Raw genomic sequence first — 24,523 nt, 5'->3', positions numbered from 1 at the left:
TCATTCTTTGCCCAAGCTGGAGGTGCGGTGCGCCTCCGGCTGTCCTGCGAGGGGCCCATGTCGTCGCTGAAGGTCGCGGTCGCCCAGATCCTGTGCGAGCCGGCCGATCTCACCGCAAACCTCGCTGCGCATCTTGACGCCATCGCGAAGGCGCGCAGCCAGGGCGTCGAGCTGCTGTTGTTTCCCGAACTCTCGCTGACCGATTATCTCGCCGCACCCGATTGCGCAGCTTTGGCCTTGCTGCAGGATGCGGACTTGCTCGCACGTCTCGCCGAAGCGTCCGAAGGCATTACGGTCTCGGCCGGCTTCATCGAGCGCGGTGAACAGGGCCGTTTTTTCAACAGCCAGGGCCTCTTCCGCAACGGCGAGCTGCTCGCGATCCACCGCAAGCTCAACCTGCCGGGTTATGGCGCGTTGCGGGAAGACCGCGTCTATACCCGCGGCAGGGATATCGCGTCGGTCGAGCTGGCGCCAGGCTGGCATGCCGCCACGCTGATCTGCGCCGATGCCTGGAATCCGGCACTGCCCTGGCTCGCCGCGCTCGGCGGCGCCAGCCTGCTGCTGCTGCCGGCGGCCTCTGCGCTCAATGCGGTCGGCGGGGAGTTCGACAATCCGCGTGGCTGGGAGATCAACCTCGCCCATACCGCGATGACCTACGGCCTGCCGACCCTCTTCGCCAATCATTGCGGCATGCGCGGCGGCGCGGCCTTCTGGGGCGGATCGCGCATCCTCGATGCATCCGGCCACGAACTCGCGCGGGCGGGGACTGCGCCCGGACTCATCATGGCGGAGCTCTCGCAAGCTGATGGCGAAGCGGCCCGGCGCCGCCTGCCGACCGCTCGCGACAGCGATCCCGCTCTGGTCGGCACCTTGCTGCGCAACCTGATCTCGAACATCGAAAGCGCGCGGTCATGACTGCTACGATCGACTTCATCCATCGCCTGACCTTCTCCAGCCTGCCGGCCGAGGTCGTCCACCAGGCCCGTCGCTGCCTGCTCGATCTCGTCGGCGTCGCCATCAGCGGCCGGCAGACTGAGCTCTCGCGCATCGCGCATGATTTTGCGGTCGACCACCTCGGTGCTGGCCGCAAAGGCGCGCGCCTGCTCTTCGACGGCCGCCGGGCGAGCGCTGCCGGCGCAGCCTTCGCTGGGGCCACGACGATCGATTCCTTCGACGCCCATGACGGCCACGCTTTGACCAAGGGCCATGCCGGCGTCGCGATCCTGCCGGCGCTGCTCGCGGTCGCCGATGCCGAGGGGCTGCTCGATGATGGCGCGTTCGACGGCGAAGCGCTGCTGACCTGCCTCGTCCTCGGCTACGAGATCGCGACGCGCACTGGCATCGCCCTGCACGCCAGCGCTTGCGACTACCACACCTCCGGCGCCTGGAACGCGCTCGGCTGCGCCGCCGTCGCCGCCCGCCTGCTCCGCCTCGATCGCGAGCGCACCCGCCACGCGCTCGGCATCGCCGAATATCACGGCCCGCGCAGCCAGATGATGCGCTGCATCGACCATCCGACCATGGTCAAGGACGGCTCGGGCTGGGGCGCGCTCGCCGGCATCAGCGCCGCCTACCTGGCCAAGGACGGTTTCACCGGCGCGCCGGCGATCACCCTGGAAGCGCCGGAGCAGGCGGCGATCTGGGTCGATCTCGGTGAGCGCTGGCTGATCCTCGACCAGTATTTCAAGCCCTGGCCGGTCTGCCGCTGGGCCCAGCCGGCGATCGAGGCCGCGAGCCGCCTCCTCTCCGAGCATGCTCTCGCGGCCTCCGACATCGAACGCGTCGAGGTCGAGACCTTCCACGAGGCGGTGCGTCTCGGCGCGCAATTGCCGGCGACGACGGAGGCGGCACAGTATGCGATCGGCTTCCCGCTCGCCGCCTATCTCGTCCGTGGGCGGCTCGGTGCCGACGAGATCGGCGCCGACGGCTTGGGTGATTCCGCGATCCGCGACATGCTGGGCCGTATTCGGCTCGTCGAAAGCCCCGAATTCTCTCGACGCTTTCCAGTGGAGCGACTGGCACGCCTGCGTATTGTCCTGAAGTCAGGTCAGATTGCCGCCTCCGAGGCCACAACCGCTCGCGGCGATCGGGGGGACCCCTTGTCTGATGCGGACATGCTCTCGAAGTTCAGCTCCTTTGCCGCCATGCTCGGCAGCGAGCGCAGCACCACCCTCGCCAAAAACTGCATGGCGCTCGCGGGAAGTTGTAAAACTGAACTCGCTAACGCCAGTCTGTTTGCGCCGATTTGAATCGGATCGCATGGCCGCTGCTCCACCGCATGTGAATGTCCACTTGCGGGCTGCAACCCAATCAACCACGATTGGCCAGGTTCCAGACGACGTCGGCGAGGACTTGCGCTCCCGCGGTCAGATGCTCCGGCTCGGCCCATTCGTCGGGATTATGCGATATCCCGCCCCGGCACGGCACGAAGATCATCCCGGCGGGACAGACATAGTGCAACTGGCGCGCATCGTGACCGGCCGCCGAATAGACATCCATCGCACGAATATCACGCGCAGCGGCTGCTTCGGCTATTGCGCTGCGAATGGCGGGCGCGAAATTCAACGAGGGCGAATGCTGGATCTGTTTCAGCTCGACGCTGCAATCCCCCTTCATCTCCTCGACGACGCGGCGGATATCGGCATCGACCCGGTCGACCACGGCATTGTCCGGGTGCCGAAGATCGATGGAAAAGAAGGCTTCCGCCGGCACGACGGAAGGGGCGTTCGGCGTCACCTGCAGCATGCCGACCGTCAGCAAGGTGTCGGCCGGCTCCATGGCGGCTTCGTCCATGGCGCGGATCATGCGGACGGCAGCCATCAGCGCGTCGCGCCGATCCTTGCGCAAGGCCGTGCCGGCATGGGCAGCCTCGCCCGTGACGCGGATCCGGTAGCGCCGCGTGCCCTGGATTCCGGTGACGACGCCGAGCGGAACGCCCGCCTGTTCGAGCACGGACGCCTGTTCGATGTGCGGTTCGACATAGGCGGCGATCGGTAGGCCGAATTCTCGCAGCGGGACGCCGTCGTCGGCCTCAAGAATGGATGCCACCGCCTCGCCAATGCTGATGCCGTCCGCGTCGCGGATGGGTAGCACTGCCTCCAGGGCCTTGGTTCCTGTGAAGAGGTCGGAGCCCGTCATGCCCGGTGCGAAACGCGAGCCCTCCTCGTTGGTCCAGGCCACGATCTCGACCGGGCGGAGCGGTTGCTCGCCGCGCGCCACGATCGCCTCCGCCGCTTCCAGCGCCGCGAGGACGCCGAAGACACCATCGAACTTACCGCCGGTCGGCTGAGAATCGATGTGTGACCCCGCCACGACGGGCGAGAGCGAAGGATCGCGTCCTTCCAGGCGGAGGAACAGGTTCGCGGCCTTGTCGGTGAAGGCTTCCAGGCCGAGCGCACGGCCCCATGCGATCACCTGCGCGCGCGCCTGTCCTTCCTGCGGCGACAGGGTCGGGCGGTCGACCCCACCATCGGGGCGGGCGCCGAACCGGGCGAGTTCCATGTGGCGCGCCCAGAGACGGTGTCCGTCAACGAAATCGGAAAGGCGTTCCGAGCTGGCCATGCTCAGTCGGTCCGCATGATCTGCGCTGGGTTAGCTCGCGGATCGCGCGGTCCCCAGCGCCCGGCCTCGACCTGCGCAATGAACTCGGCAAGGAGCCGGTTGAAGAGTTCGGGCTCCTCAAGATTCAGCGTATGGCCGGATTTTGGAAAGACGGCGAGGCCGCAGCGCGGCACGACCCGTTTCAGATAGAGCCCCGGCTGGATGCAGTGGTCGTCCTCGTCGCCTGTCATGACCAGCAGAGGCGCCTGCATGGCGCGGAACTCGGCCTCGAGATCGTAGAGCGAGGGCCGGCGCATCTGCACACCGCGCATGGTGTTCGCCGCGCCGAGCGAATGGTGCTGGCCCAGCCGCTCGGCGAAGAGCGCCCAGCCGCGAGGGTCCTTGTCCTGGAACTGCACGCGCGAGGCGCCCTCGGCATAGGTCGGTGCGAAGTCCTTGGCTCCACGCTCCTGAAAATTCCGGGCGACCTGCTCGGAGATGCCCTTGAAGTAATCCTCATGGGCCTTCTCGGCGCCATAGCCGGCACCGGCGGCGGCGACCGACAGCACGCGGCCTGGATGGCGCAGCGCCGCATGCAGCGAGGCGAACCCGCCCATGGAGAGCCCGACGACATGAGCCCTCTCGATGCCGGCCGCGGTCAGCACCTCGACGATGTCGTCGGCCGCCCGGGCCTGCGAATAGCTGTCGACGCTCTCCGGCACGTCGGACGGCGCATAGCCGCGCGCCGCGAATGTGATGCAGCGATGCCGGCGCGCGAAGAAATTGAGCTGCGGCTCCCAGCTCCAGTGGCTGCCGCCGAACTCGTGCACGAAGATGATCGGCGTGCCGGTGCCTGCCTCCTCGTAGAAAAGCTTCACGCCGTCGCTGGCAGTGGCAAAAGCCATGTCGCGTCTCCTCAGATCACGGAACGGCGCGAGGCGATGCCGCCATCGACGGTGAAGATCGCGCCGGAGGTATAGCCGGAGCGATAGGAGGCGAGGAACACGATCAGATCGGTGACCTCGTGGATATGGGCCGGGCGCTTCAGCGGATAGCGCTGCTGCAGCTCCTCGTAGCGGCCGGCATCACCCAGCCAGTCGGCGGCACGCTTCTTCAGCATGTTGTAGATGCGGTCCGTATCGACGGGGCCGGGGTTGACGCCCACAACCCGGATATTGTCGTCGAGCGAGTGGCCGCCGATGGCGCGGGTGAAGGCCATGAGGCTGGCATTGCCGGTCGTGCCCGCGACATAGGCGGGGTCGAACACCTCGCCGCCATTACCGATATTGTTGATGATGACGCCGCCGCCGCGCGCCTTCATGCGCGGATAGAGCGCGCGCGTGAGGTTGATGTAGCCGAAGACCTTGAGCTCCCAGCCGGCGCGCCATTTCGCCTCGTCAACGTCCCACAATGTGCCGCTGGGGATGACCCCGGCATTGTTGACCAGAATGTCGATATCGCCGACGGAATCGACGAGACGCGCCGCCGCGCCGTCTTCGGTCAGGTCGAGCGCATGTGTCGTAACGGAGATGCCATGCGCGGCTTCCAGTTCGCGCTTGAGCGCCTCGAGCCTGTCGCCGGAGCGCGCCACGACATGGAGGTTGCAGCCCTCCTCGGCGAATGAGCGCGCCAGCCCCTCGCCGATGCCCTGGGATGCACCCGTGATCAGGACCATCTTGCTCTTCAGCTTAAGATCCATCTTCGATTTCTCCTTCTATGAGCCCCGCGACGAAGCAGGCCGGCTCAGAACAGTTTCACGTCTTCGTTTTGGCCACGCGCCTGCTCGACCATGGTCGGCAGCAGGTCGACGAACTCCTCCACCCAGGCTGTCGGGACGGTGGTGCTGATCTTGACGAACCGGTCGCCGAAATTGGGCGTGTGATAGGCGCCCTGGCGGATCATGATGTCGTGCTTCTGATAGGCTGCGACGAGCGCCTCCGGCTTCACGCCGGCCCGCTCGCATTCGAGCACGACGAAATTGCCGTTCGACGGGAAGACTGGCATCGACAGGCCGGGAATCTTGTCGGCCGCGTCCTTGATCAGCTTCTGGTTGGCACGCTGCTGCGACAGGACGCCGGGAAACCACTCCGCCTTGATGCCGAGGCCGGCCAGCGCCGCGCGCTGGGACAGGATGTTCGAGCCGAGATTGTTCGGCGGTGCCGCCGAGAGTTTCTCGATGATGTCGGGATGGGCGACGACCGCGCCGACGCGCATGCCGGCCAGGCCCAGCCATTTCGAGAAGCTGTAGATCGTCAGCGTCCGCTCGGGATAGCGCGTCGCCGCCAGCGTGTGCTCATGGGCGAAATGGCGATAGGTGCAGTCGTGGATCAGGTAGGCCCCGGCCTCGCGCGCGGCCGCAACGATGCCTTCGATCTCGGCTGCCGTGCAGGCTGAGCCGAGCGGGTTGTTCGGATCGACGATGTAGATGACCTTGGTCTTCGGCGTGATCGCCGCCTTCAGCCGCTCCGGCGCGAGGCGGTAGCCGTATTCCTCGCCATAGATCGGAATCTGCGTGACTTTCGCGCCCACGGCCCGCGCGAAGGCCATCGGCCAGTTCCAGGTCGGGTCGGTGGTGATGAACTCGTCTCCCGGCCCGAGCAGGCTGTGGCAGACATGGTAGAGCGAGGCGACCGCGCCGTCGGAAACCAGCGCGGCCTGCCCCTCAAGGCCGAGATCGGCGACGATGCCGTGCCGCAGCTCCTCAAGTCCCGCTGGTGGTGCGTAGATGTGGAACTCCTCGTCGCGGATGCACTTCTCCATCGCCGCCAGCACGGCGGAATGCGGCGTCGCATGATTGGTGTTCTGTCCCATCCAGCGCAGGCCGGCCGTGTTCACGAGCCGGTCGAAATGGGCATTGCGAACCTCGAAGGATTTCATGACATCTCCGCGCCATATCGTCAGTTTGGTATAATGAAACAGGGATTCTGGTTGGACCTCGCGAGTGTTTGCACAAAATTCGTATGCCGGACAGCTCAAAATTATGCCGACACGGTAAAAAAGTATGCAGGATTGCGTTTTCTGCATAATGACGCTTGCGCCTGGAGGGGATCACGGTGATTGTTGTCTCAGCGCCGCCGAACGGCCGGCTCGCGATGATCGAAGGGGAGACATCGGATGCTTATTTCACGTCGCAGTGCCCTCAAGGGCTTCGGGGCCGCAGCAGCCGCGGCAACAGCGAGCTCTATCGCCATGCCAGCGCTCTCGCAGGGCTTGAAGAAAGTCTCCTTCACGACCTCCTGGATCCCGGAAGGCCCGAACCTTTTCGCCTATGTCGCGCGCGACAAGGGCTTCTGGAAGCGCCATGGCCTCGACGTCTCGGTGGCACGCGGCTCGGGTTCGGGAGCGGCGGCGCAAGCAGTCAGCGCCGGCACTTTCGATTTCGGCATGGCGGCGACGCCGACCGTGATCGTTCAGGCGGCGAAGAAGCTGCCGATCACCTGCATCGGCCAGATCAATTATGACGCGCTGATGGGGGTCGGCGTGCTGTCCGGCTCGCCGATCCGCGCGCCGAAGGATCTCGAGGGCAAGAAGCTGGGCGCCAGCGTGACCTCCGGCGAATATCCGTTCCTGCCGCTCTATGCCGAGAAGGCCGGCATCGACCTCTCGAAGCTCCAGATCCTGCAGGTCGATGGCAAGGTGCGCGAGCGCACGCTGGTCGAGAAGCAGGTCGATGCGGTTTCCGCTTTCGCCACCAGCACGGTGCCGTCGCTGGCGCCGCTCGGCACAGATGTCCGCTTCATGCTGTTCTCGGCGGTTGGGATCGAGTTCTACGGCCAGTCCCTGACGACCCAGCCAGCCCGCCTGCAACAGGACAAGGCGCTGTGCGAGGCTTTCGTCCAGGGAGCCATGGACGCCATCAAGTTCACGATGACGAATTTCGACGAAGCCGTAGACATCTTCCTGAAAGCCAATAGCGAGGTCGCCATTTCCTCGACCGGCAAGGAATATGCCCGGATCGGGCTCGGGCTGACGAACCTCACCAATCTCGTGCCCGAGGTGAAGCAGAACGGCTTTGGCTGGGCCGACCCGGCCAAGGTCGCCATGATGGCCGATCTCGTGATGAAATATGCAGCCGGCGAGGGAGCAGTGAAGCCGGATGTCGGCGCGCTGTTCACCAATGACTTCGTCGGCAAGCTCAGGCTGTCGCCTGAAGAGCTGGCAGCAGCCGAGAAGAGCGCGGCGCCGTTCCGCAAATATGTCGGCTCCTGACCGGCAATCGCACGAGGCGACCATCTGATGCTGAGTTTGGCACCCAACGCGGATGTTTCCGCAGCCGAGACACCTCTCGTATCGGCCGCGGATGTCCAGAAGACCTACTTCACGCGGCAGTCGCCGATCCATGCGGTCGCCTCCGCATCTCTCGACGTAGCGAGGGGCGAATTCGTTTCGCTGCTCGGCCCGTCGGGTTGCGGAAAGTCGACGCTGCTGATGATGATTGCCGGACTGGAGCGGCCGACGGCGGGCTCGATTATGCTTGCCGGCAAGCCCGTCGCAGCACCACGCCGCGACATCGGCATCATCTTCCAGGACGCGACGCTGCTGCCGTGGAAGAGCACGCTGGAGAACGTGCTCTTCCCGATCCGCATCCTGCGCCTGCCGATCGAGAAATACCGTGACCGGGCTCATAGCCTGATCAAGATGGTCGGCCTTGCCGGCTTCGAGCACAAGAAGCCGGGCGAACTCTCGGGCGGCATGCGCCAGCGCGTCGCGATCTGCCGGGCGCTGATTCACGATCCCGAGATCCTGCTGATGGACGAGCCCTTCAGCGCGCTCGACGCCATCACCCGCGATCAGATGAACGTCGCGCTGTCGGAGATTCTCGAGACCTATCGCAAGACCGTGATCTTCGTGACCCATTCGATCCGCGAGGCCGCGTTCCTCTCCGATCGGGTGGTGGTGATGGGTGGGCGACCGTCGACCATTATCCTCGACATGAAGATGCCATTCCCGCGGCCGCGTCGTTTTGAGGTCGAGGAAACCCAGGAATTCGCGCAGGTTTGCCGGCAATTGCGCCTGACCATCGAGGCCGCGCACGGACACGGCCAGAACTCCGACCGAGAACCCGTCAAGCAAGATCCCGGCAAGGCAACCAGCGCCGCCGTCAGCATCATCGAGTGAGGTCCAGCATGGCAAAGGCCACCATCGGTACCGAGACCGGTGCCGCCCTTCCGGCTTCCGGAGCCAGTCGATTCCAGGGTGCCGCCAGCCTGAGCAGCATCGTTCTGCCGCTTGGCCTGGCCTTCATCGTATTGGCTGCCTGGCAGCTTTACGTCACGATCTGGCAGGTTCCCTCGGTCATCTTGCCTTCGCCGGTTTCGATCGCGAAATATATCGTCGCCCGCTACGACATCCTGCTGATGCATGCGGTGCCGACCACGTTGGAATCGGCGGCTGGGTTCCTGTTCGCACTCCTGCTCGGCGTCGCGATCGCCATCGTCATCACCTATTCGGACATGGCGCGCGAGGCACTTTATCCAAACCTGATCTTCTTCCAGCTCATTCCGAAGATCGCGCTCGCGCCGCTCTTCATCATCTGGCTCGGGGTCGGCTCGCAATCGCGCATCGCGTTTTCGGTGTTCATCGCTTTCTTTCCGGTCGTCATCGCCACGACCGCCGGCTTCCTGAGCGTAGACCGCGGCATCCTGAGACTGTGTCGCTCACTGACCGCGACGGAATGGCAGGTCTTCACCAGCGTGCGCTTCCCGATGGCGCTGCCCCATATCTTCAGCGGCATGAAGATCGCGATCACGCTGGCCATCATCGGGGTGATCATCGGCGAGTTCATCACGGCGCAAGCCGGCCTCGGCTATCTGATCATCTTCGCGACGGCGCGCGCTGACACGGAAGTGTCGATGGCGGCCATCGTGGTGCTTTGCATCTGCGGCCTGCTCCTCTATGGGCTGGTGGCACTCGCGGAGACGGTCGCGAACAGATTTTATTCGGCAGACAGCCGGTGAGGCGCTGAGCGTGATGGCGCGAGTTAACGGATCAACGGCGCCGGACGAGCCGGAATCGCTTTCGGCCGGCGTGGTCACCCGCCTCGAGGAAGAGATCCTCAAGGGGATTCGGCGACCAGGCGACAGGCTGGATGAGCGCCAGCTCGCAGAGCAGTTCGGCATGTCGCGCACGCCGGTGCGCGAGGCGCTGCAGCGGCTGGCCGCCAGTGGCCTCGTGGTGTCGCGCGGCCGCCAGGGTCTGCAGGTCTCGCAGATGTCGCTCGCGGACCTGCTGGACGCGTTCGGTGTCGTCGCAGAGCTGGAGGCGTTCGCATCCTCACAGGCCGCCCGTCGCATCCAGCCGGAGCAGCGGGCGCGTCTCCAGGCAACGCATCGTGCCTGTGCCGAAGCCGCAGCGGCCGAGGATGCGGAGGCATTCTATGCGGCCAATCTCGATTTCCACGAGGTGATCGCCAACGCGAGCCACAACCGCATCCTGCAGGACGAACTGCGCCGGCTGACGCTGAAGATTTCGGCGTATCGGCGCACCATCACCTACCAGCCCGGACGGATGCATTCGTCAATCCCCGAGCATGAGCGGGTGATGGAAGCGATCCTGCGGGGCGATGGTGCCCAGGCGGCGCAGATGATGCGCGCCCATGTCACCCTGCTCGGCGAGGGACTGTCGGACCTGCTGCATTTCCTGCGGACCTCCGGGGAGCACGGGCTGCTGACCGAGATTTCGTAGAACGGCGATTGCCGCTACGCGCAGGCTTCGGCAGCACCCGCAGCGATCGCGCCTGGAGCCGCGCGAGATGGCAACTCTGGCGTGCTCGGACCAGCGAAAAGAAACATCGCGCCGTCCTGTGCTGCCAAGCCTGCCGCATCACCGGGAAGTTTATCGCGCTTGCACGCTGGTGCACCGTGCTGTGAAGGAACCGCAATTGTGGCGGGAGCGATCGTCAGGCCGGCGCGAGCGCGGCTTCGACCCTGGTGCAGCGCACGATCCGGCCTGCGCCCAGCGTGACGGCTGGCGGCAGGCCCGCCCGGCAGGCTTCCTCCGCCTGCCGGCAGCGCGGCGCGAAGGAGCAGGAGGATGGCGGCTCGTTCAGCGCCGGCGGTGCACCGGGAATGGCCTCGAGCCGCTCGCCCTTCTTCGCACCATGCAGGTTCGCGGCGAGCAGGCCGCGCGTATAGGGGTGCTGCGGGTCGCTGATCAGCTCGCGCACTGTGCCGGTCTCGACGATCTGGCCGGCATACATCACCGCGAGCCGGTCCGAGACCTCGACGGCGACGCCGATATCGTGGGTGACGAAGATCACGCCCATGCCGAGATCCTGCTGGAGCTGGCGCAGCAAGAGCAGGATCTGGATCTGCACGGTGGCGTCGAGCGCCGTCGTCGGCTCGTCGGCGAGCAGCAGCTTGGGCCGCGCCGCCAATGCCAGCGCGATCATGGCGCGCTGGCGCATGCCGCCCGACATCTCGTGCGGATACGCCTTCAGCCGGCGCTCGGGTGACGGAATGCGCACGAGCTGGAGCAGTTCGAGCGCGCGCTGCATCGCAGCCTTCCTGCCGATCTTCTCGTGGCGGACGATGGCCTCGGCGATCTGCTCGCCGACGGTGTAGACGGGATCGAGCGCCAGGGCAGGATCCTGGAAGATCATCGAGGTGACGGCGCCGCGATAATCTGAGAGCTCTTGGGCCCCGAGCGCCAGCACATCCCGGCCGTCGACCATGACCGTGCCGCCGATCTCGGTGCGGCTCTCGGGCAAAAGCCTGAGCAGGGTCTTCAGCGTCACGCTCTTGCCGGAACCGGATTCGCCGAGGATGCCGAGCACCTTGCCCGGCTCCAGCGTCAGCGAGACACCGTTGACGGCATGGACATTCTGCGCGCCACGAAAGCGCACGGTGACGTTCTCCATCGCGACGAGCGGCGGGCTGGTCGAAGCCGGATTCATGCGGCGTCCTCCAGTGCCGGCGCGCGGCTATGGCCGGAACCTGCGATTTCCATATGGCAGGCGGCGAGCCGCGCCCCGGCGCCGGTCCGGGTCAGCGCCGGCTTCACCTTGGCGCAGACGGTCTGCGCCTGCGGGCAGCGCGGGTGGAAGCGGCAGCCCTCGGGCGGGTTGATCGGGTTCGGCGGATCGCCGGCGAGCGGCGCCTCCATCGTCCGGTTGTCCGGGTCCATCGAGGGCATCGCCGAGAGCAGCGCCCGCGTATAGGGATGGCGCGGATCGTCGTAGAGCTCGTCGACCGGGCCGATCTCCACGACCTCGCCGAGATACATCACCATGACGCGGTCGCTGATGAAGCGGACGACGTTGAGGTCATGCGAGATGAAGATGTAGGTCAGCCCGAATTCCTCGCGCAGGTCCATCAGCAGGTTGAGCACCTGCGCCTCAACCGATTTGTCGAGCGCCGAGACCGCCTCGTCGAGGATGACGAGGCGTGGCCCGAGCGCGAGCGCGCGAGCGATGTTGACGCGCTGGCGCTGGCCGCCGGAGAGCTCATGCGGATAGCGCGCCGCGAATCGGGCAGGGTCGAGACCGACACGGGTGAGCAGGTCGCGGGCGCGCAGGATCGCCCCGGATTTCGGGACGCCGTGCACGGTGGGGCCAAAGGCGATCGAATCCTCGATGGTCAGCCGCGGATTGAGCGAGGCGTAGCTGTCCTGGAAGACCATCTGCGCCTGGCGGCGGTATTCCTTCAGCGACAGCGCTGCGCTGCCGACGGCCTCGCCGTCGAACAGCATTTCGCCCTTGTCCTGCAGGATGAGCTGCATGACGACGCGCGCCGTGGTCGACTTGCCGCAGCCGGATTCGCCGACGACGCCGAGCGTCTCGCCCTTCAGGACCTGGAAATCGACGCCGTCGACCGCCCGCACCACCGCGCCGCGCCCGAGCGGGAAATGCTTGGTCAGGGTGCGGGCCTCGAGCAGCGGCGTGCCGGCCCCGCCGCGGTCACGATCTTCGATCGACGTTTCAAGCGACATGCCGGTCAGCCCTTCACATCCATGGCCGAGCGCAGCCCGTCCGAGAGCAGGTTGAACGAGATCGAGGTGATGAAGATCGCGGCGCCGGGCAGCGCCGCGACCCAGGGCTGGACATAGATCGCGGTGCGCAGGGTGTTCAGCATGAGCCCCCATTCCGGCGTCGGCGGCTTGGTGCCGAGGCCGAGGAAGGACAGGCCGGAGGCCAGGATCATCGAGACCGAGATCAGGCTCGTCGCGTAGACGAAGATCGGCCCGAGCACATTGCCGAGAACATGGACGCGGATGATCGTGCCGGAGCCCGCGCCCGAGGCACGTGCCGCCTCGACATAGTCCATCGAGCGCACCTGCGTCGTCACGCTCTCCGCGATGCGCGCGATCGGCGGGATGAAGACGATGGTCAGCGAGAGCAGCGAGTTGAAGACGCCGGCGCCGAGCGCGCCCGAGAGCGCGATCGCCAGCAGAACCGAGGGGAAGGCGTAGAAGATGTCGACGGTGCGCATCGTGATCGTATTGAACTTGCCGCCGAAGAAGCCGGCCGAGACGCCGATCACCAAGCCGACGGCAAAGGCGATGAACACCGGCACCACCCCCATGAACAGCGACAGCCTGGCGCCGTGGATCAGGCGCGAGAGCATGTCGCGGCCGAGTTCGTCGGCACCGAGCGGATAGCCTGGCGTGCCGATCGGCCGCAGGCGCCGCAGCATCGAGGAGCGCGTCGGGTCGGCCGGGGCGATATAGTCGGCGAAGACCGCCATCAGGATGATCGCCAGCACGACGATGCCGGCTCCGACCGCGACCTTGTCGCGCTTGAAGCGCCTGAAGACGCCGGCCCAGTAGCCCGGCGAGCGCAGCGGCTGCGTGATCGCAACCGGGACGGCATCGGTGGCGACAGCGCTCATCTCAGCGCCTCCGGACGCGTGGGTCGAGCAGGCCCTGGACGATGTCGACCAGGACGTTGAGCCCGACGAAGAACATCGCCAGCACCAGGATCGTGCCTTGCAGCAAGGGCAGGTCGCGCTGGAAGATGGCGTTGCCGAGCAGGAAGCCGGTGCCCGGCCAGGAGAACACCGTCTCGATCAGGATCGAGCCGCCGAGCAGGTAGCCGAGCTGCAGGCCCATCACCGCGAGCGCAGTCGGCGCCGCGTTCTTGACGACATGCCTGAACACGCCGAAATCCATCAGGCCCTTGGCCCGCAGCGCCGGGACGAACTCCTGATTCAGGATGTCGGCGACCAGCGCCCGCACCGTCCGCGAGATGATGCCCATCGGGATCACCGACATGGTGACCGCAGGCAGGATCATGTGGCTGACATGCTCCCAGTCCCATTTCCAGGCGGCCGAGCCGCCTGGCCCGGCGCCGCCCGGCGGCAGCCAGCCGAGCTGCACCGAGAAGACGATGACCAGCACCATGCCGAGCCAGTAATGCGGCACGCTGACGCCGAGCACCGCCAGCATCGAGGCGAACTTGTCGAGGAAGGAGCCACGGAAATAGCCGGCGACGAAGCCGAAGAAGCAGCCGAGCACGAAGCCGATCACGGTGGCGAGACAGGCGATCAGCAAGGTGTTGCCGACGGCGCGCCAGACCTCGGGCGCGACAGGCCGCCCGGTCGCGATCGAGGTGCCGAGATCGCCCTGCAGCGCCTTCCACAGCCAGAGCCCGAACTGCACCGGCAGCGGCCGGTCGAAGCCGTAGATCTTGCGCAGCTCGTCCTGCATCGCTTGCGAGGCGTCGGGCGGCAGCACCGAGGTTAGCGGATCGCCCGGCGCGATATGGACGAGGAGGAAGCAGAACACGCTGACCCCGAGCGCCACCGGCAGCACGTAGAGGATGCGCTTGGCGAGATAGATCAGCATGGCCGGCGCCGCGCTTTCATCGCCGCCTCACTTGTCCATGGAGATCGGCGAGAAGTCCTGGAACCAGTTCTGCGCCTGGACGAAGCCCTTGACCTTGGGTGACAGCGCCCGCGGGTTGACGTCGTGCGTCACCATCAGGAAGAGCGCGTCGTCGACGTATTTCTCATGCGTCTTCTGCAGGATCTTCAGCTGCTCTGCGGGATCGAAGGTGGTGCGGATCTGCGCGAAGAGCGCGTCCATCTCCGGATCACAATAGAGGCCCCAATTGGTGCCCGCCGGCGGCTTCAGATCGCATTGCAGGTGCCGGATCAGCCCGGTGAAGGGGTCCTGGATGAAATAGGTGTAGTTCATCCCCGTCGCCTTGCGCGAGGATTCATGGTTGGCACCGGCGCGCCAGATGTTGATCAGCGTGTTCCACTCGACAACCTCGAAATCGACCTTGATGCCGACCTCGGCGAGGTTCTGCTGCACGAACTCGTTCATCGGCAGCGGCTGCATCTGGCCCGAGCCCGAGGGCGCGATCAGGATGCGGGTCTGGAGGGGCTTGGCCGGCGAATAGCCGGCTTCGGCGAGCAGCTTCTTCGCCTCGGCCTGGTCGAGCCTGAGCTTGAACTTCGGGTTGCCGAACCATTGATGGCCGGGCGGATAGAAGCCCTCGGCCGGGATCATCATGCCGCCGAGCAGCTCCTTCAGTCCCTCGCGATCGACGGCGAGATTGGCGGCCTTGCGCACGCGGATGTCGTTCCAGGGCGAGCCTTCCGCCCGCGACAGGTGCCAGGTCCAGTTATGCGGATAGGCGTTGGTGACGATCTTGTAGCCGGCGCCCTTCAACGAGGGGATCAGGTCCGGCGACGGCGCCTCGATCCAGTCGACCTGTCCGCCTCGCAGCGCCGCGGCGCGAGCGTTGGCCTCGGGCAGCGGCAGCAGCACGAGCTTGTCGAGCTTGGGCACGCGCGCTTTGTCCCAGTAGTCCTTGAACGGCGTCAGTTCGGCCCGCTCGCGCGGCTGGAAGGCGGTGAGCTGCCAGGGGCCGGTGCCGGACGGGGTCTTGGCGAAGGCTTCCCAGCTCTTGCCGAGCTTCTCCCACTGCGCCGGCGAAGACATCATCACCCAGGCGATCTGGTAGGGCAGCGTCGCGTCCGGCGCCTTCGTGGTGATCTCGACCTTGTATTTGTCGATCACCTTGTAGTCGGCGACGGCCGGGATGCGCGAGCGGCCTTGCGCGGCCTGGCGCTGGTCGAACTGGGCCGCCTCGGTCTTGAGCAGCTTGTCGAGGTTCCAGACCACGGCCTCGGCGGTGAATTCCGAACCGTCATGGAACTTCACGCCCTCGCGCAGGACAAACGTCCATTTCGTCTTGTCGGCAGCGTCGACCGCCCAGGCGGTGGCAAGGCCCGGCATCAGGTCGGAGGCCTTGTCGGCCTTGCTCAGGTCCCAGTTGATCAGCGCGTCATAGACCGTATAGCCCATGAAGCGCATGCCCTCGCCGCCCTGGTCGGTCTGGCCGGTGGTCAGCGGGATGTCAGAGGCGGTCATGCCGATGCGCAGGATGCCCTGGGCGGAAACCTGCGGTGCGAACAGCGCGACGCCGGCGGCGAATGACAAGGCGAGAGCGGAACGGATCATCGGCCACCTTTGATCTGGACGTGTTCTGAAATCGGCTCAGCAAGCGCCGTGCCATCGCCCCCGCGTCATGCCCGGGCCTGACCCGGGCATCTCCGGCAGGAGGTCCTCGGGTCGACCTGCGGCCGCCCGAGGATGACGAGGCCTACGGCCTCGTCACTCCATCGACATCGGCGCGAGGTCGATGAACCAGCTCTTCGGCTGGACCACGCCCTTGACCTTGGCGCTCATCGCGCGCGGGCCGACATCGTGCGCCACCCAGACGAAGGGCGCCTCCTCGACGATGCGGGCGTGGAGCTTGGCCAGCGCCGCGTCGCGGGCCGTGCCATCGAAGGAGGTGCGGGCGTCGGCGATCAGCTTGTCGAACTCGTCATTGCCGAAATAGCCCCAGTTGTTGGAGACCGGCGGGAAGGTCTTGGTCGAGACGAAGCGGACCATCGCGAAGAACGGGTCCATCGCGGCATAGGTGACGTTGGTTGCGTTCGCGCCGCGGGCATTGGCGTGCTTGGCGCCCTCGCGCCAGTTGGTGAAGACGGCGTTCCACTCGCCGACCTCGAGCGCGACGTCGAAATAGCAGTCCTTCAGCGCCTGCTGCATGAACTCGTTCATCGGCAGGGGCTGCATCTGGCCGGAGCCCGAGGCCGAGGTCAGCACCTTGACCTTCGCCGGCTTGGCGGCCGAGAAACCGGCTTCGGTCATCAGCTTCTTGGCGGCTTCGAGGTCGTATTTGATCTCGAATTTCGGATTGCCCCACCAGGGATGGCCGGGCGGCACCGTGCCCTTCGGCACTTCCATCAGCCCGCCGAGCAGGGTCTTCAGCTCCTCGCGGTTGACGCAGAGATTGGCGGCGTGGCGCACCTTCTTGTCGAGCCAGACCGAGCCTTCGGCGAAGGAGAGTTGCCAGGGCCAGACATGCGGCTGGGCGTTGCTGTAGATCGAGAAGCCGCGCTGCTTGATCTGCGGTACGGCGTCGGGCGAGGGCGCCTCGATCCAGTCGACCTGGCCCGAGAGCAGCGCCGCGGTGCGGGCATTCGCCTCCGGCAGCGGCAACAGCACAACGCGATCGATCTTTGGCACCCGCTTGGGGTCCCAATAGCTCTTGTTGGCGACCATCTCGAAGCGCTCGCGCGGCGAGAGCTTGACGCCCTTGAACGGACCGGTGCCGGACGGGTCGGCCGAGAAGGCAGCCCAGGCCTGCTTGGCGCGCTCGGCCGGCTCGGTCACCGAAGCCGGCACCGCCGCGAGCTTTGCTGCCCAATGCGCAGGCGACGCCATGTAGAGATTGGTCAGGTTGATCGGCAGGAAGGCGTCTGGTTCCGAGGTGGTGAGCTCGACCGTCAGCGGGTCGACGACCTTTGCCACCTTGAGGGTCGGCATGCGCGAGACGGTGACGCCGATCTGGTCCGGGGCGAACTGCGCCGCCTCTTTGTTGAGCACCTTGTCGACATTCCAGACGACGGCGGCGGCATCGAAGGCCGAACCGTCCTGGAATTTGACGCCCGGCCGGAGCTTGAAGACCCATTTCGTCTTGTCGCTGGCGTCGACCGCCCATTCGGTGGCGAGGCCGGGGATGACGACGCTCGCCTTCTCGGCCGAGGACAGGTCCCAGTTGGTCAGCCCGTCATACATCGGGATGCCGGTGAAGCGGTTGCCTTCAAAACCCTGGTCGGGCTGGCCATGAGTGCGCGGGATATCCGCGGCGGTCATGCCGATGCGCAGCACTTTCTCCTGCGCGAGCGAGGCGCCCGCGAGCGTGGTTGAGAAGCCGAGCGCCAGCATGACGGCGCGCTTAGCGGATGTGGATGACATGACGGAGCTCCCCTCGAGGCCCGGCGTTGGTTCGCACGGATCGAGCAGGGGCTAGCAACGGACGTGCCATTGGTCCGGGGAGTGAAGAGAAGGCGTTGGTCGCAGCTCCACACCACCTGAAGCGCTTCTCCGGAATGTTCGCTATCGGGAACCATGACAAGGTCAGCTCATGGCGCGAGCCGGCCTCGCGATCAGTCGCAATGGGGCTAGTTGAGTGACATCGACCGCGGCAGCCACAGCGCCAGATCTGGCCACGCCAGCAGCATGGCGATCAGCGCGAACGGTGCGACCAGGAAAGGCAGCACGCCACGATACATCGCGCCCAGGCTGATCTCCGGCGCCTGGGTCCGGATCACGAAGAGGTTCATCCCGACGGGCGGGTGGATCAGCCCGATCTCGACGACGATGACGAGCAGTACGCCGAACCAGATCGGATCGTACCCGGTCGACAGGACGAGCGGCAGCAGCACGGGGACCGTGACCAGCACCATGCCGATGCCTTCAAGGAAGCAGCCGAGGAAGACGTAGAAGGCAATCAGCAGGAGCATCACCGCCAGCGGCGACAGGCCAATCGCGGCGATCGACTTGACCACCGATTGCGCCATTCCGGTCTGCACGACGAAATACGCGAAGATCGTCGATCCCAGGACGATGAGCACGAGGTTGGCGGTGATCCGCGTCGTCTCGGTGAAGGCGGTGGCGATATCGCCGCGTGCGAAGCCCTTGCGCAGCAAGCCAAGGAGCAAGGCTCCGAACGCCCCGACGGCGGCGGCTTCCGTCGGGCTGAACCAGCCGAGATAGATGCCACCGAAGGTGACGAGGAAGAGCACCGCCACGTCCCAGACGTTCAGGACGAGCCGCAGCGCTTGCGTTTTGCTCTGGCTCGGCAGTTTCGGCGCCGCCTGCGGCCGCAGGCGCACCCAGATCCAGACCGTCAGCAGATAAAGCCCGGTCAGGACGAGGCCGGGGATCAGCGCGGCGGCGAAGAGCTTGATGATCGAGAGCTGGGCGATGATGCCGTAGATCATCAGGATCAGCGAGGGCGGGATCAGGATGCCAAGCGTGCCGCCGGCCGCGACCACGCCGGCCGCCAGCGCCGGCGAATAGCCGGCCTTCAGCATTTCCGGGATCGAGATCCGGCTCATCGTCGCGGCGGTCGCCAGCGAGGAGCCGCAGACCGCGCCGAAGGCGGCCGAGGCCCCGACGGCCGCCATGGCGAGCGAACCGCGCATGCCGGCGAAGACGGCGTTGCTCGCCCGGAACAGGTCGCCCGAGAGGCCGGCCATGGTCGCGAGTGCGCCCATCAGCGTGAACAATGGCAGCACCGAGAGCGTGTAGGCCGAAGAGAGCTCGAGTGGCACTGCGCCGAAGACCAGGCGCGCCTTGGCGAAGCCGTCGATCGCGGCATAACCGACGAAGCCGACCAGGCCGAGCGCCACGGCAACCGGAATGCGCACCATGATCATGCCGACAAGCGTCGCCATGCCGATCAGGCCGATGGAGGTCGCACTCATGACGCGGCTCCGTTGTTGCCGTGGAGAGCCGAAGGAGGAGAGGCGACAGCGTCGTTAGCGCGCGGAAAGGCGCGCACTTGCCCGATCGCACGGCCGAGCACGACGAAGACCGAGACGACCAGTGCAAGCTCGATCGCCAACAGCAGCAGGAAGACCGGCACCGGCAGGTCAGGTTTCTGGTCGCCGAAGCGGTAGGCGTCGGCGAGCGGCTGGACCAGGGTCACAGCCAGCAAGGCGAGGAAGGCGAGCGTCGCGATCTCGCCGGCGAGCCGCATCAGCGCCAGCGTCCGCGGACGAACCATGGTGTCGAAGAGATCGACCTTGATCTGCTCGTCGCGCCGGAAGCATTCCGGCAGGGCGAGGAAGGCGACGAGCACCAGCGTGACCTCGACGAGATCGAGCGTGCCGTGCAGCGGCTTGTTGAAGGCGAGCCGGGCGCCGATATCGACCATCGTCCAGAGCAGCATCACCGCTAGCGCCAGCGCGCCGGAGGCAGTGAGCAGCCGCGCCGGGTCGAAGCGGCGAAGCTTGCCGCCGCTCATTTCGCACCGCTGACAGCAGCGCGCAGCTCGTCATAGAACTGCTTCGCCTTGGCGCCCTTGGCCTCGGCCCTGGCGATGAAGCTGGCGGTGACCGGCTTGGCCAACTCCTCGAAGGCAGCGCGCTCCGGCCCGGTCAGCTCGAGGATCTCGACGTTCACCGCCTGCAGGTACTTTCGTCCATCATCCTCGGCCTGGTCGTAGATCGCGCCGACCTCGCGGGCCGCGGCCGGCCCCGTCGTCTCATCGATCAGCTTGCGCAGGTCGTCGGGCAGCGACTTGTACTTCTCGGCGTTCATCACCAGCGCGAAGGTGCCGGCCGCCGCATCGAGCTGCGTCACCGACTTGACGCTCTCGGCCATCTGGAAGGATTTCGCCGCCTCGTAGTTGAAGAACATGCCGGCGATCGTGCCCTTGGCAAGCGAGTCGGACAGTTCCGCCGGCGGCACGGCAGCCGGTGTCGCGCCCCAGGCTTCGAGAATCGCCGAGGCGACCGGGCCGTTATGGCGCATGCGCAGCCCGCGCATGCCGGCGGGGCTTCTCACCGCCGGCCTGTTGAAGAACAGGCTCAGCGTCGGCGTCGCGATGAAGTAGAGCGGCTTGGTGCCTTCGTGCTCGGCCGCGAGCTTGTCGGAGAGCTCGGTCAGGATGCCGGAGGCCTCGGCCGTCGAGAGCGCCTTGGCGGCAGCACCCTCGCCGCGATTGAAGGCGTAAGGAAGGTGCGAGATCTCGGTCAGCGGGAAGCGGCCGGGCAGTGCGCCGTGCAGGAAGAAGGCGATGTCGGCGACGCCGGTGCGGGCGAGGTCGTATTGCCGCGGCATCGGCCCCATCTGCGCCGCCGGGAAGATGGCGAGCTTGAGCCGGCCATTGGAGCGCTGCGCGAGCTCCGCGCTCCAGGCTTCCAGCTGCTTGTGCATCTGGTGGTTGGGCGGCAAGTAGTGCGAGACCTTGAGCTCGACCGTCTGCGCCATCGCGCCGACGCTTGCCAGCGAGACCGCCAGCGCTGCGCCGAGCAAGGTGCCGATCATTCCCCGTTTCATCTTGTCCTCCCCGATCCGAGTTTTGTTTTTGTGCTTGGTTTCTAGGCGGCCGTGGCCGGTATTCCGAGCGCAGCTTCCGACTTCATTCGCCCCGTGACGATGGCGAGCAGCGCCTCGCAATCGGCCGGGATCACATCCCCGCGCCAGGCGACGTGCTGGTCCGGCCGGATCAGTGCGAAGCGAGCGCCATAGCGCGCCGGCAGGCGCTGGTCGCCCGGCAGCAAAAGCTTCAGCGGCAGGCCGAGACGGGTAGCAGCGGCGGTCAGCGGCGCAGCGTCCGCGCCGTCGCCCGAGGTCGCGAGCAAAGTGAAGCCCTGCCCGAAATGATCGTAGAGCGACGAGCCATCGGCGAGCCAGAGATGCGGCGCGAGGCAGCCGGGATGGGCCGAGGGCACATAGAGCATGAAGTGCTCGACCGGCGGCTCGCTGCCATCGGATACGATGATGGCTGAATCCTCGTAGCGCGAGCCGAGCACGATGCCGAGCGTGCGGAACTCGCGCAATTTGGTCGCCTCGATGATCTCGCCGACCTCGCGCCGCGTCGCCTCACCGAGCGGGCCGGGCTGCTCGAGACCCGGGCGGACCAGCTGGTTGCCGACGGCGCCGTAATTGATGACGGCTTCGGCGATGGTGCGCTCATGCACCTTGCGCCGCTCGGCCGTGTAGCTCGCCAGCAGCTCCGGCCCGCCCCAGCCCCGCAGCACCGCAGCCAGCTTCCAGCCGAGGTCGACGGCGTCGCCGATGCCCATGTTCATGCCGAAGCCGCCGAAGGGCGGATGCAGATGACAAGCATCGCCGGCGAGGAAGACCCGGCCCTTCTCGTAGCGATCGGCGACGAGGCGATGTGCCACCCAGGGGTCGAGGCCGACGATCTCGATCTCGAGATCGGCGAGCCCGGTACCGGCGCGGATCAGCTCGACCGGATCGACGCTCGCCGGATCGACGTCGTTGGGGAGCTTGGTTGCCATGAAGAACCAGAGGCCCTCGCTGTCCATCGGTCCGAGCAGCGACGGCACCTCCTCGTTGACCATCCAGTACATGATCGCCGGACCATGGGCATGGCTGGTTGCCAGCGCGGGCGCCCGGAAGATGATGTTGTAGTTCTTCGAGAAGGCGCCTTCGCCCTGCATCTTCGCGCCGATGGCCTGGCGCACCGCGCTGCGGGCGCCGTCGGCACCAATCAGATAGGCGCTGGCGATCTCGCGCACCGCGCCGCTCGCGACGTCCTTCAGTTGCGAGACGACGCCGCGGCCGTCATCGGTGAAGGAGGCCAGCTCGGTGTTGAAGGCGACGGTGACGCCCGGCAGGGACGAGGCGTGCCGGCGCAGCACCTCCTCGAGCACATATTGGGGCACCCATTGGGCCTCTTCCGAATAGAGGTCGTTGCGGGCACGGCTGCCGTTCAGCGCATTGCTGAAGCGGGCGAGCTCGGGACCGTTCATCCGCGTCGCGAAGACGACGTTGGAGGGATAGTCCGGCGGAATCGGCGAGGCCGCACGCAGGGCATCGGCAATGCCCCAGCGCCGCAGATGCTCGCGGGTACGGACATTGGTCGTCTTGGCGCGCGGCGAATAACCGACGCGGTCGTTACGCTCGACCACGAGGCAGCTGATGCCGCGCTGGCCGAGCTCGATCGCGGCCGAAAGGCCGACCGGCCCGGCGCCGGCGATCAGCACATCGATATCGTTGCCGCTCTTGCTCACGATTCTCGCTCCACCAGGTGCCGGGGTCAGGCCGCGGCCCGCCTGGCCTCTTCCTGCGCAATCGGGTTGACGAGCAGGCCGATGCCTTCGACCTCGACCTCGCAGACATCGCCGGGCTTCATGAAGAGCTGCGGCTTGCGCGCCACGCCGACGCCGGCGGGCGTGCCGGTGACGATGACGTCGCCGGGCTGCAGCGTGATCGCCTCGCTGATGATCGAAATCAGGGTCGCCACATCGAAGACCATGTCGTCGGTGCTGGCGCTCTGCATGGTCTCGCCGTTGAGGCGGGTCGCGATCCGGAGGCCGCGCGCGCCGGGAGGGAGCTCGTCTGATGTGACCAGCGCCGGGCCGAAGGCACCGGTGCCGTCGAAGTTCTTGCCGACGGTCCATTGCGGCGCCTTGAACTGATACTCGCGCACAGAGCCTTCGTTGAAGACGGCATAGCCGGCGACATGATCGAGCGCGGTCGCCTTCGCGATGTGCTTGCCGCCCCGGCCGATCACGGCCGCGATCTCGCCTTCGTAATCGAGCTGGTCCGAGAGATTGGGGCGGATCATCGACGCCTTATGGCCGATCAGGCTGGTCGAGAAACGGCCGAACAATGTCGGATAATCGGGCTGCTTGAAGCCGCTCTCGGCCGAATGGTCGGCATAGTTCAGCCCGACGCAGATGATCTTGCCGGGACGCGGTACGACCGGCAGGAAGGTCGCAAGCTCGGGATCGAGCACGGCAGAGGCTGGCGCATTGGCGAGCGCACTGGCGATGGCGGAGCGGGCGGCCTCGCTGCCGGCGAGGAAGGCGAGCATATCGCCCGGCAGGCCCGGGCCAGCCTTGGCGAGATCGATCAGATCCTGGCCGCGATAGGCGGCGAGGCTCGGCTTGCCGCCGTTCAGGATGGTGGCGAGACGCATGGTGTCCTCCTTCTTGGATGCCTCCAGCCGTGGCGGCGAGGCGATGAATGTCGGGGTCGTCAGGCGGTGCCGAACAGCACGCTCAGCCGCCGTTCGGTGAAGAGCCAGGAACCATCCGGCTCCCTCGCATAGCGATCGGCATATTCAGCGATGAGCATCGGCGAAGCCGAGCCCTGGCCGGGTCCGTCATGGCGGTAGAGCGTCAGCGCGACCCAGCCGCGGGCCGCATCGGGCCCGGCGGGCTCGATCAAGATGTTGTTCTGCAGATGACGCGAACGGCGCTCGGTCAAAGCGGCGCGCTGGCGGCCCCATTCGGCGATCGCGGCACGGCCGATCTTGTCGGGGCCGATGCCATAGAGCGCCGCATCCTGGCAGAAGAGCTCGCCGACGTTGTCCGCCTCGCCGTGGTCGATCAGCCAGGCATGGCGCTGGATCAACTGCTCGATCGCGAGACGATCCTGCGGAGCGAGCACGGTGTTGGTCACGCCGGCAATCCGAGATCGGGCGTACTGGGCGGCTGGTAGTCGCCCCGGCGCATCGCGACGTGCAGGGCGTCGAAGCTCTGGCCGGCCTTGTGGTCCTGATAGACCCGCTCCGGATCGAAGAAGGTGCCGATCGGATTCTCGGCGAAATCCGGCGACGAGCGCATCCACTCGCTCGACTGCTTCCAGTCGCCATAAGTATCGGACTGGAGCTCGACGAAATTGCCTTCGGGATCCTTGTAGTAGATCGAGATCGTCATGCCGTGGTCGAGGCTGAAGGCGGGCTGGATGCCCTCGTCGCGCAAGCGGGCATAGGACGACATCAGGTCGGCGAAGCTCTCATACTCGAAGGCGCTGTGGTGCATGCCGTTATGGCTGCGCTTGTCGGGGTCGTCGCCGAGCCCGGGCGCCGAGAGGAAGGCGACGCGGTGATTGGCTTCGTCATTGGTCGTCCAGGCATTGTTGGCATCCTGGAAGTTCGGCCTGGCGCCGACGACCGTGCCGTACCACGCCACCATCTCGTCGAGCCGGCTCGTCTTGAAGGTGACGTGATGGAATACGGGCTTGATGATCTCCATGC

Annotated in this window: 23 protein-coding genes; 6 read left to right on the top strand and 17 right to left on the bottom strand. The window is 66.3% G+C overall.

Annotation, left to right across the window (positions count from 1 at the left end; translation table 11 throughout):
- The first annotated feature begins 57 nt into the window (after nt 1-57).
- The gene (locus ASE66_RS03880; protein ID WP_057188217.1) at nt 58-915 is read left to right on the top strand and encodes a nitrilase-related carbon-nitrogen hydrolase; all 858 of its coding nucleotides are present in this window, start codon (nt 58-60) and stop codon (nt 913-915) included.
- Nucleotides 912-2,249, top strand: coding sequence for an MmgE/PrpD family protein (locus ASE66_RS03875; protein ID WP_057188216.1), 1,338 nt, complete (start codon nt 912-914; stop codon nt 2,247-2,249). The genes ASE66_RS03880 and ASE66_RS03875 overlap by 4 nt, the downstream gene beginning before the upstream one ends.
- Before the next feature lie 61 nt (nt 2,250-2,310).
- On the opposite strand, the gene ASE66_RS03870 is transcribed toward ASE66_RS03875, so the two are convergent.
- The 4 genes from ASE66_RS03870 to ASE66_RS03855 are packed head-to-tail and all read right to left on the bottom strand — an operon-like array spanning nt 2,311 to nt 6,417.
- On the bottom strand, nt 2,311-3,561 hold the full coding sequence (locus tag ASE66_RS03870) for a M20 family metallo-hydrolase (protein ID WP_057188215.1): 1,251 nt from the start codon (nt 3,559-3,561) through the stop codon (nt 2,311-2,313).
- Nucleotides 3,562-3,563: 2 nt separating this feature from the next.
- A complete protein-coding gene (locus ASE66_RS03865) occupies nt 3,564-4,445 on the bottom strand; it encodes an alpha/beta fold hydrolase (protein WP_057188214.1) in 882 nt (293 codons plus the stop codon).
- Nucleotides 4,446-4,456: 11 nt separating this feature from the next.
- A complete protein-coding gene (locus ASE66_RS03860) occupies nt 4,457-5,239 on the bottom strand; it encodes an SDR family oxidoreductase (RefSeq protein ID WP_057188213.1) in 783 nt (260 codons plus the stop codon).
- 44 nt (nt 5,240-5,283) lie between these two features.
- Nucleotides 5,284-6,417: a pyridoxal phosphate-dependent aminotransferase gene (locus ASE66_RS03855; RefSeq protein ID WP_057188212.1), complete on the bottom strand. Its 1,134-nt coding sequence runs from the start codon at nt 6,415-6,417 to the stop codon at nt 5,284-5,286.
- A 237-nt stretch (nt 6,418-6,654) separates the two neighbouring features.
- Between ASE66_RS03855 and ASE66_RS03850 the strand changes: the two genes are divergently transcribed.
- From ASE66_RS03850 to ASE66_RS03835, 4 genes are all read left to right on the top strand, one after another.
- Nucleotides 6,655-7,749 carry an ABC transporter substrate-binding protein gene (locus ASE66_RS03850; protein ID WP_082613175.1) on the top strand — a complete coding sequence of 365 codons (1,095 nt, stop codon included), beginning with the start codon at nt 6,655-6,657 and terminating at the stop codon, nt 7,747-7,749.
- Between the two features lie 27 nt (nt 7,750-7,776).
- Nucleotides 7,777-8,658 (top strand): ABC transporter ATP-binding protein, encoded by an 882-nt coding sequence (locus ASE66_RS03845; RefSeq protein WP_082613174.1) that lies wholly within the window; start codon nt 7,777-7,779, stop codon nt 8,656-8,658.
- Nucleotides 8,659-8,666: 8 nt separating this feature from the next.
- On the top strand, nt 8,667-9,497 hold the full coding sequence (locus ASE66_RS03840) for an ABC transporter permease (protein WP_057188210.1): 831 nt from the start codon (nt 8,667-8,669) through the stop codon (nt 9,495-9,497).
- A gap of 70 nt (nt 9,498-9,567) precedes the next feature.
- Nucleotides 9,568-10,224, top strand: a complete 657-nt coding sequence (locus ASE66_RS03835) for a GntR family transcriptional regulator (RefSeq protein ID WP_057188209.1) — start codon at nt 9,568-9,570, stop codon at nt 10,222-10,224.
- Between the two features lie 214 nt (nt 10,225-10,438).
- Here the strand turns inward: ASE66_RS03835 and ASE66_RS03830 are convergent, their stop codons facing one another.
- From ASE66_RS03830 to ASE66_RS03770, 13 genes are all read right to left on the bottom strand, one after another.
- Nucleotides 10,439-11,434 carry an ABC transporter ATP-binding protein gene (locus tag ASE66_RS03830; RefSeq protein ID WP_057188208.1) on the bottom strand — a complete coding sequence of 332 codons (996 nt, stop codon included), beginning with the start codon at nt 11,432-11,434 and terminating at the stop codon, nt 10,439-10,441.
- The gene (locus tag ASE66_RS03825) at nt 11,431-12,468 is read right to left on the bottom strand and encodes an ABC transporter ATP-binding protein (RefSeq protein ID WP_057188207.1); all 1,038 of its coding nucleotides are present in this window, start codon (nt 12,466-12,468) and stop codon (nt 11,431-11,433) included. The genes ASE66_RS03830 and ASE66_RS03825 overlap by 4 nt, the downstream gene beginning before the upstream one ends.
- Before the next feature lie 5 nt (nt 12,469-12,473).
- Nucleotides 12,474-13,367, bottom strand: coding sequence for an ABC transporter permease (locus ASE66_RS03820; RefSeq protein WP_057188206.1), 894 nt, complete (start codon nt 13,365-13,367; stop codon nt 12,474-12,476).
- Nucleotide 13,368: 1 nt separating this feature from the next.
- Nucleotides 13,369-14,322: an ABC transporter permease gene (locus ASE66_RS03815; protein WP_057188205.1), complete on the bottom strand. Its 954-nt coding sequence runs from the start codon at nt 14,320-14,322 to the stop codon at nt 13,369-13,371.
- A 27-nt stretch (nt 14,323-14,349) separates the two neighbouring features.
- Nucleotides 14,350-15,948: an ABC transporter substrate-binding protein gene (locus tag ASE66_RS03810; protein WP_057188204.1), complete on the bottom strand. Its 1,599-nt coding sequence runs from the start codon at nt 15,946-15,948 to the stop codon at nt 14,350-14,352.
- A gap of 153 nt (nt 15,949-16,101) precedes the next feature.
- Nucleotides 16,102-17,754 carry an ABC transporter substrate-binding protein gene (locus ASE66_RS03805; RefSeq protein ID WP_057188203.1) on the bottom strand — a complete coding sequence of 551 codons (1,653 nt, stop codon included), beginning with the start codon at nt 17,752-17,754 and terminating at the stop codon, nt 16,102-16,104.
- A gap of 206 nt (nt 17,755-17,960) precedes the next feature.
- Entirely contained in the window at nt 17,961-19,268 is a 1,308-nt protein-coding gene (locus ASE66_RS03800; RefSeq protein ID WP_057188202.1) for a TRAP transporter large permease, read from the bottom strand.
- Nucleotides 19,265-19,810: a TRAP transporter small permease gene (locus tag ASE66_RS03795; protein ID WP_057188201.1), complete on the bottom strand. Its 546-nt coding sequence runs from the start codon at nt 19,808-19,810 to the stop codon at nt 19,265-19,267. Before ASE66_RS03795 ends, ASE66_RS03800 begins: the two co-directional genes overlap by 4 nt.
- Entirely contained in the window at nt 19,807-20,847 is a 1,041-nt protein-coding gene (locus tag ASE66_RS03790) for a TRAP transporter substrate-binding protein (RefSeq protein WP_082613172.1), read from the bottom strand. Before ASE66_RS03790 ends, ASE66_RS03795 begins: the two co-directional genes overlap by 4 nt.
- A 41-nt stretch (nt 20,848-20,888) precedes the next feature.
- Nucleotides 20,889-22,550, bottom strand: coding sequence for an FAD-dependent monooxygenase (locus ASE66_RS03785; protein WP_082613171.1), 1,662 nt, complete (start codon nt 22,548-22,550; stop codon nt 20,889-20,891).
- Nucleotides 22,551-22,576: 26 nt separating this feature from the next.
- Nucleotides 22,577-23,461 carry a fumarylacetoacetate hydrolase family protein gene (locus ASE66_RS03780; RefSeq protein ID WP_057188199.1) on the bottom strand — a complete coding sequence of 295 codons (885 nt, stop codon included), beginning with the start codon at nt 23,459-23,461 and terminating at the stop codon, nt 22,577-22,579.
- 59 nt (nt 23,462-23,520) lie between these two features.
- A complete protein-coding gene (locus ASE66_RS03775) occupies nt 23,521-23,946 on the bottom strand; it encodes a nuclear transport factor 2 family protein (protein ID WP_057188198.1) in 426 nt (141 codons plus the stop codon).
- Complete coding sequence (locus ASE66_RS03770; RefSeq protein WP_057188197.1) at nt 23,943-24,521, bottom strand: VOC family protein; 579 nt, start codon at nt 24,519-24,521, stop codon at nt 23,943-23,945. Before ASE66_RS03770 ends, ASE66_RS03775 begins: the two co-directional genes overlap by 4 nt.
- Nucleotides 24,522-24,523 lie beyond the last annotated feature (2 nt).

It is taken from the genome of Allobosea sp. Root483D1, assembly GCF_001429505.1.
Lineage (GTDB): Bacteria > Pseudomonadota > Alphaproteobacteria > Rhizobiales > Beijerinckiaceae > Allobosea.
The sequence above is the reverse complement of the archived record's forward strand: the minus strand, read 5'-3'. Positions and strand labels throughout refer to the sequence as shown.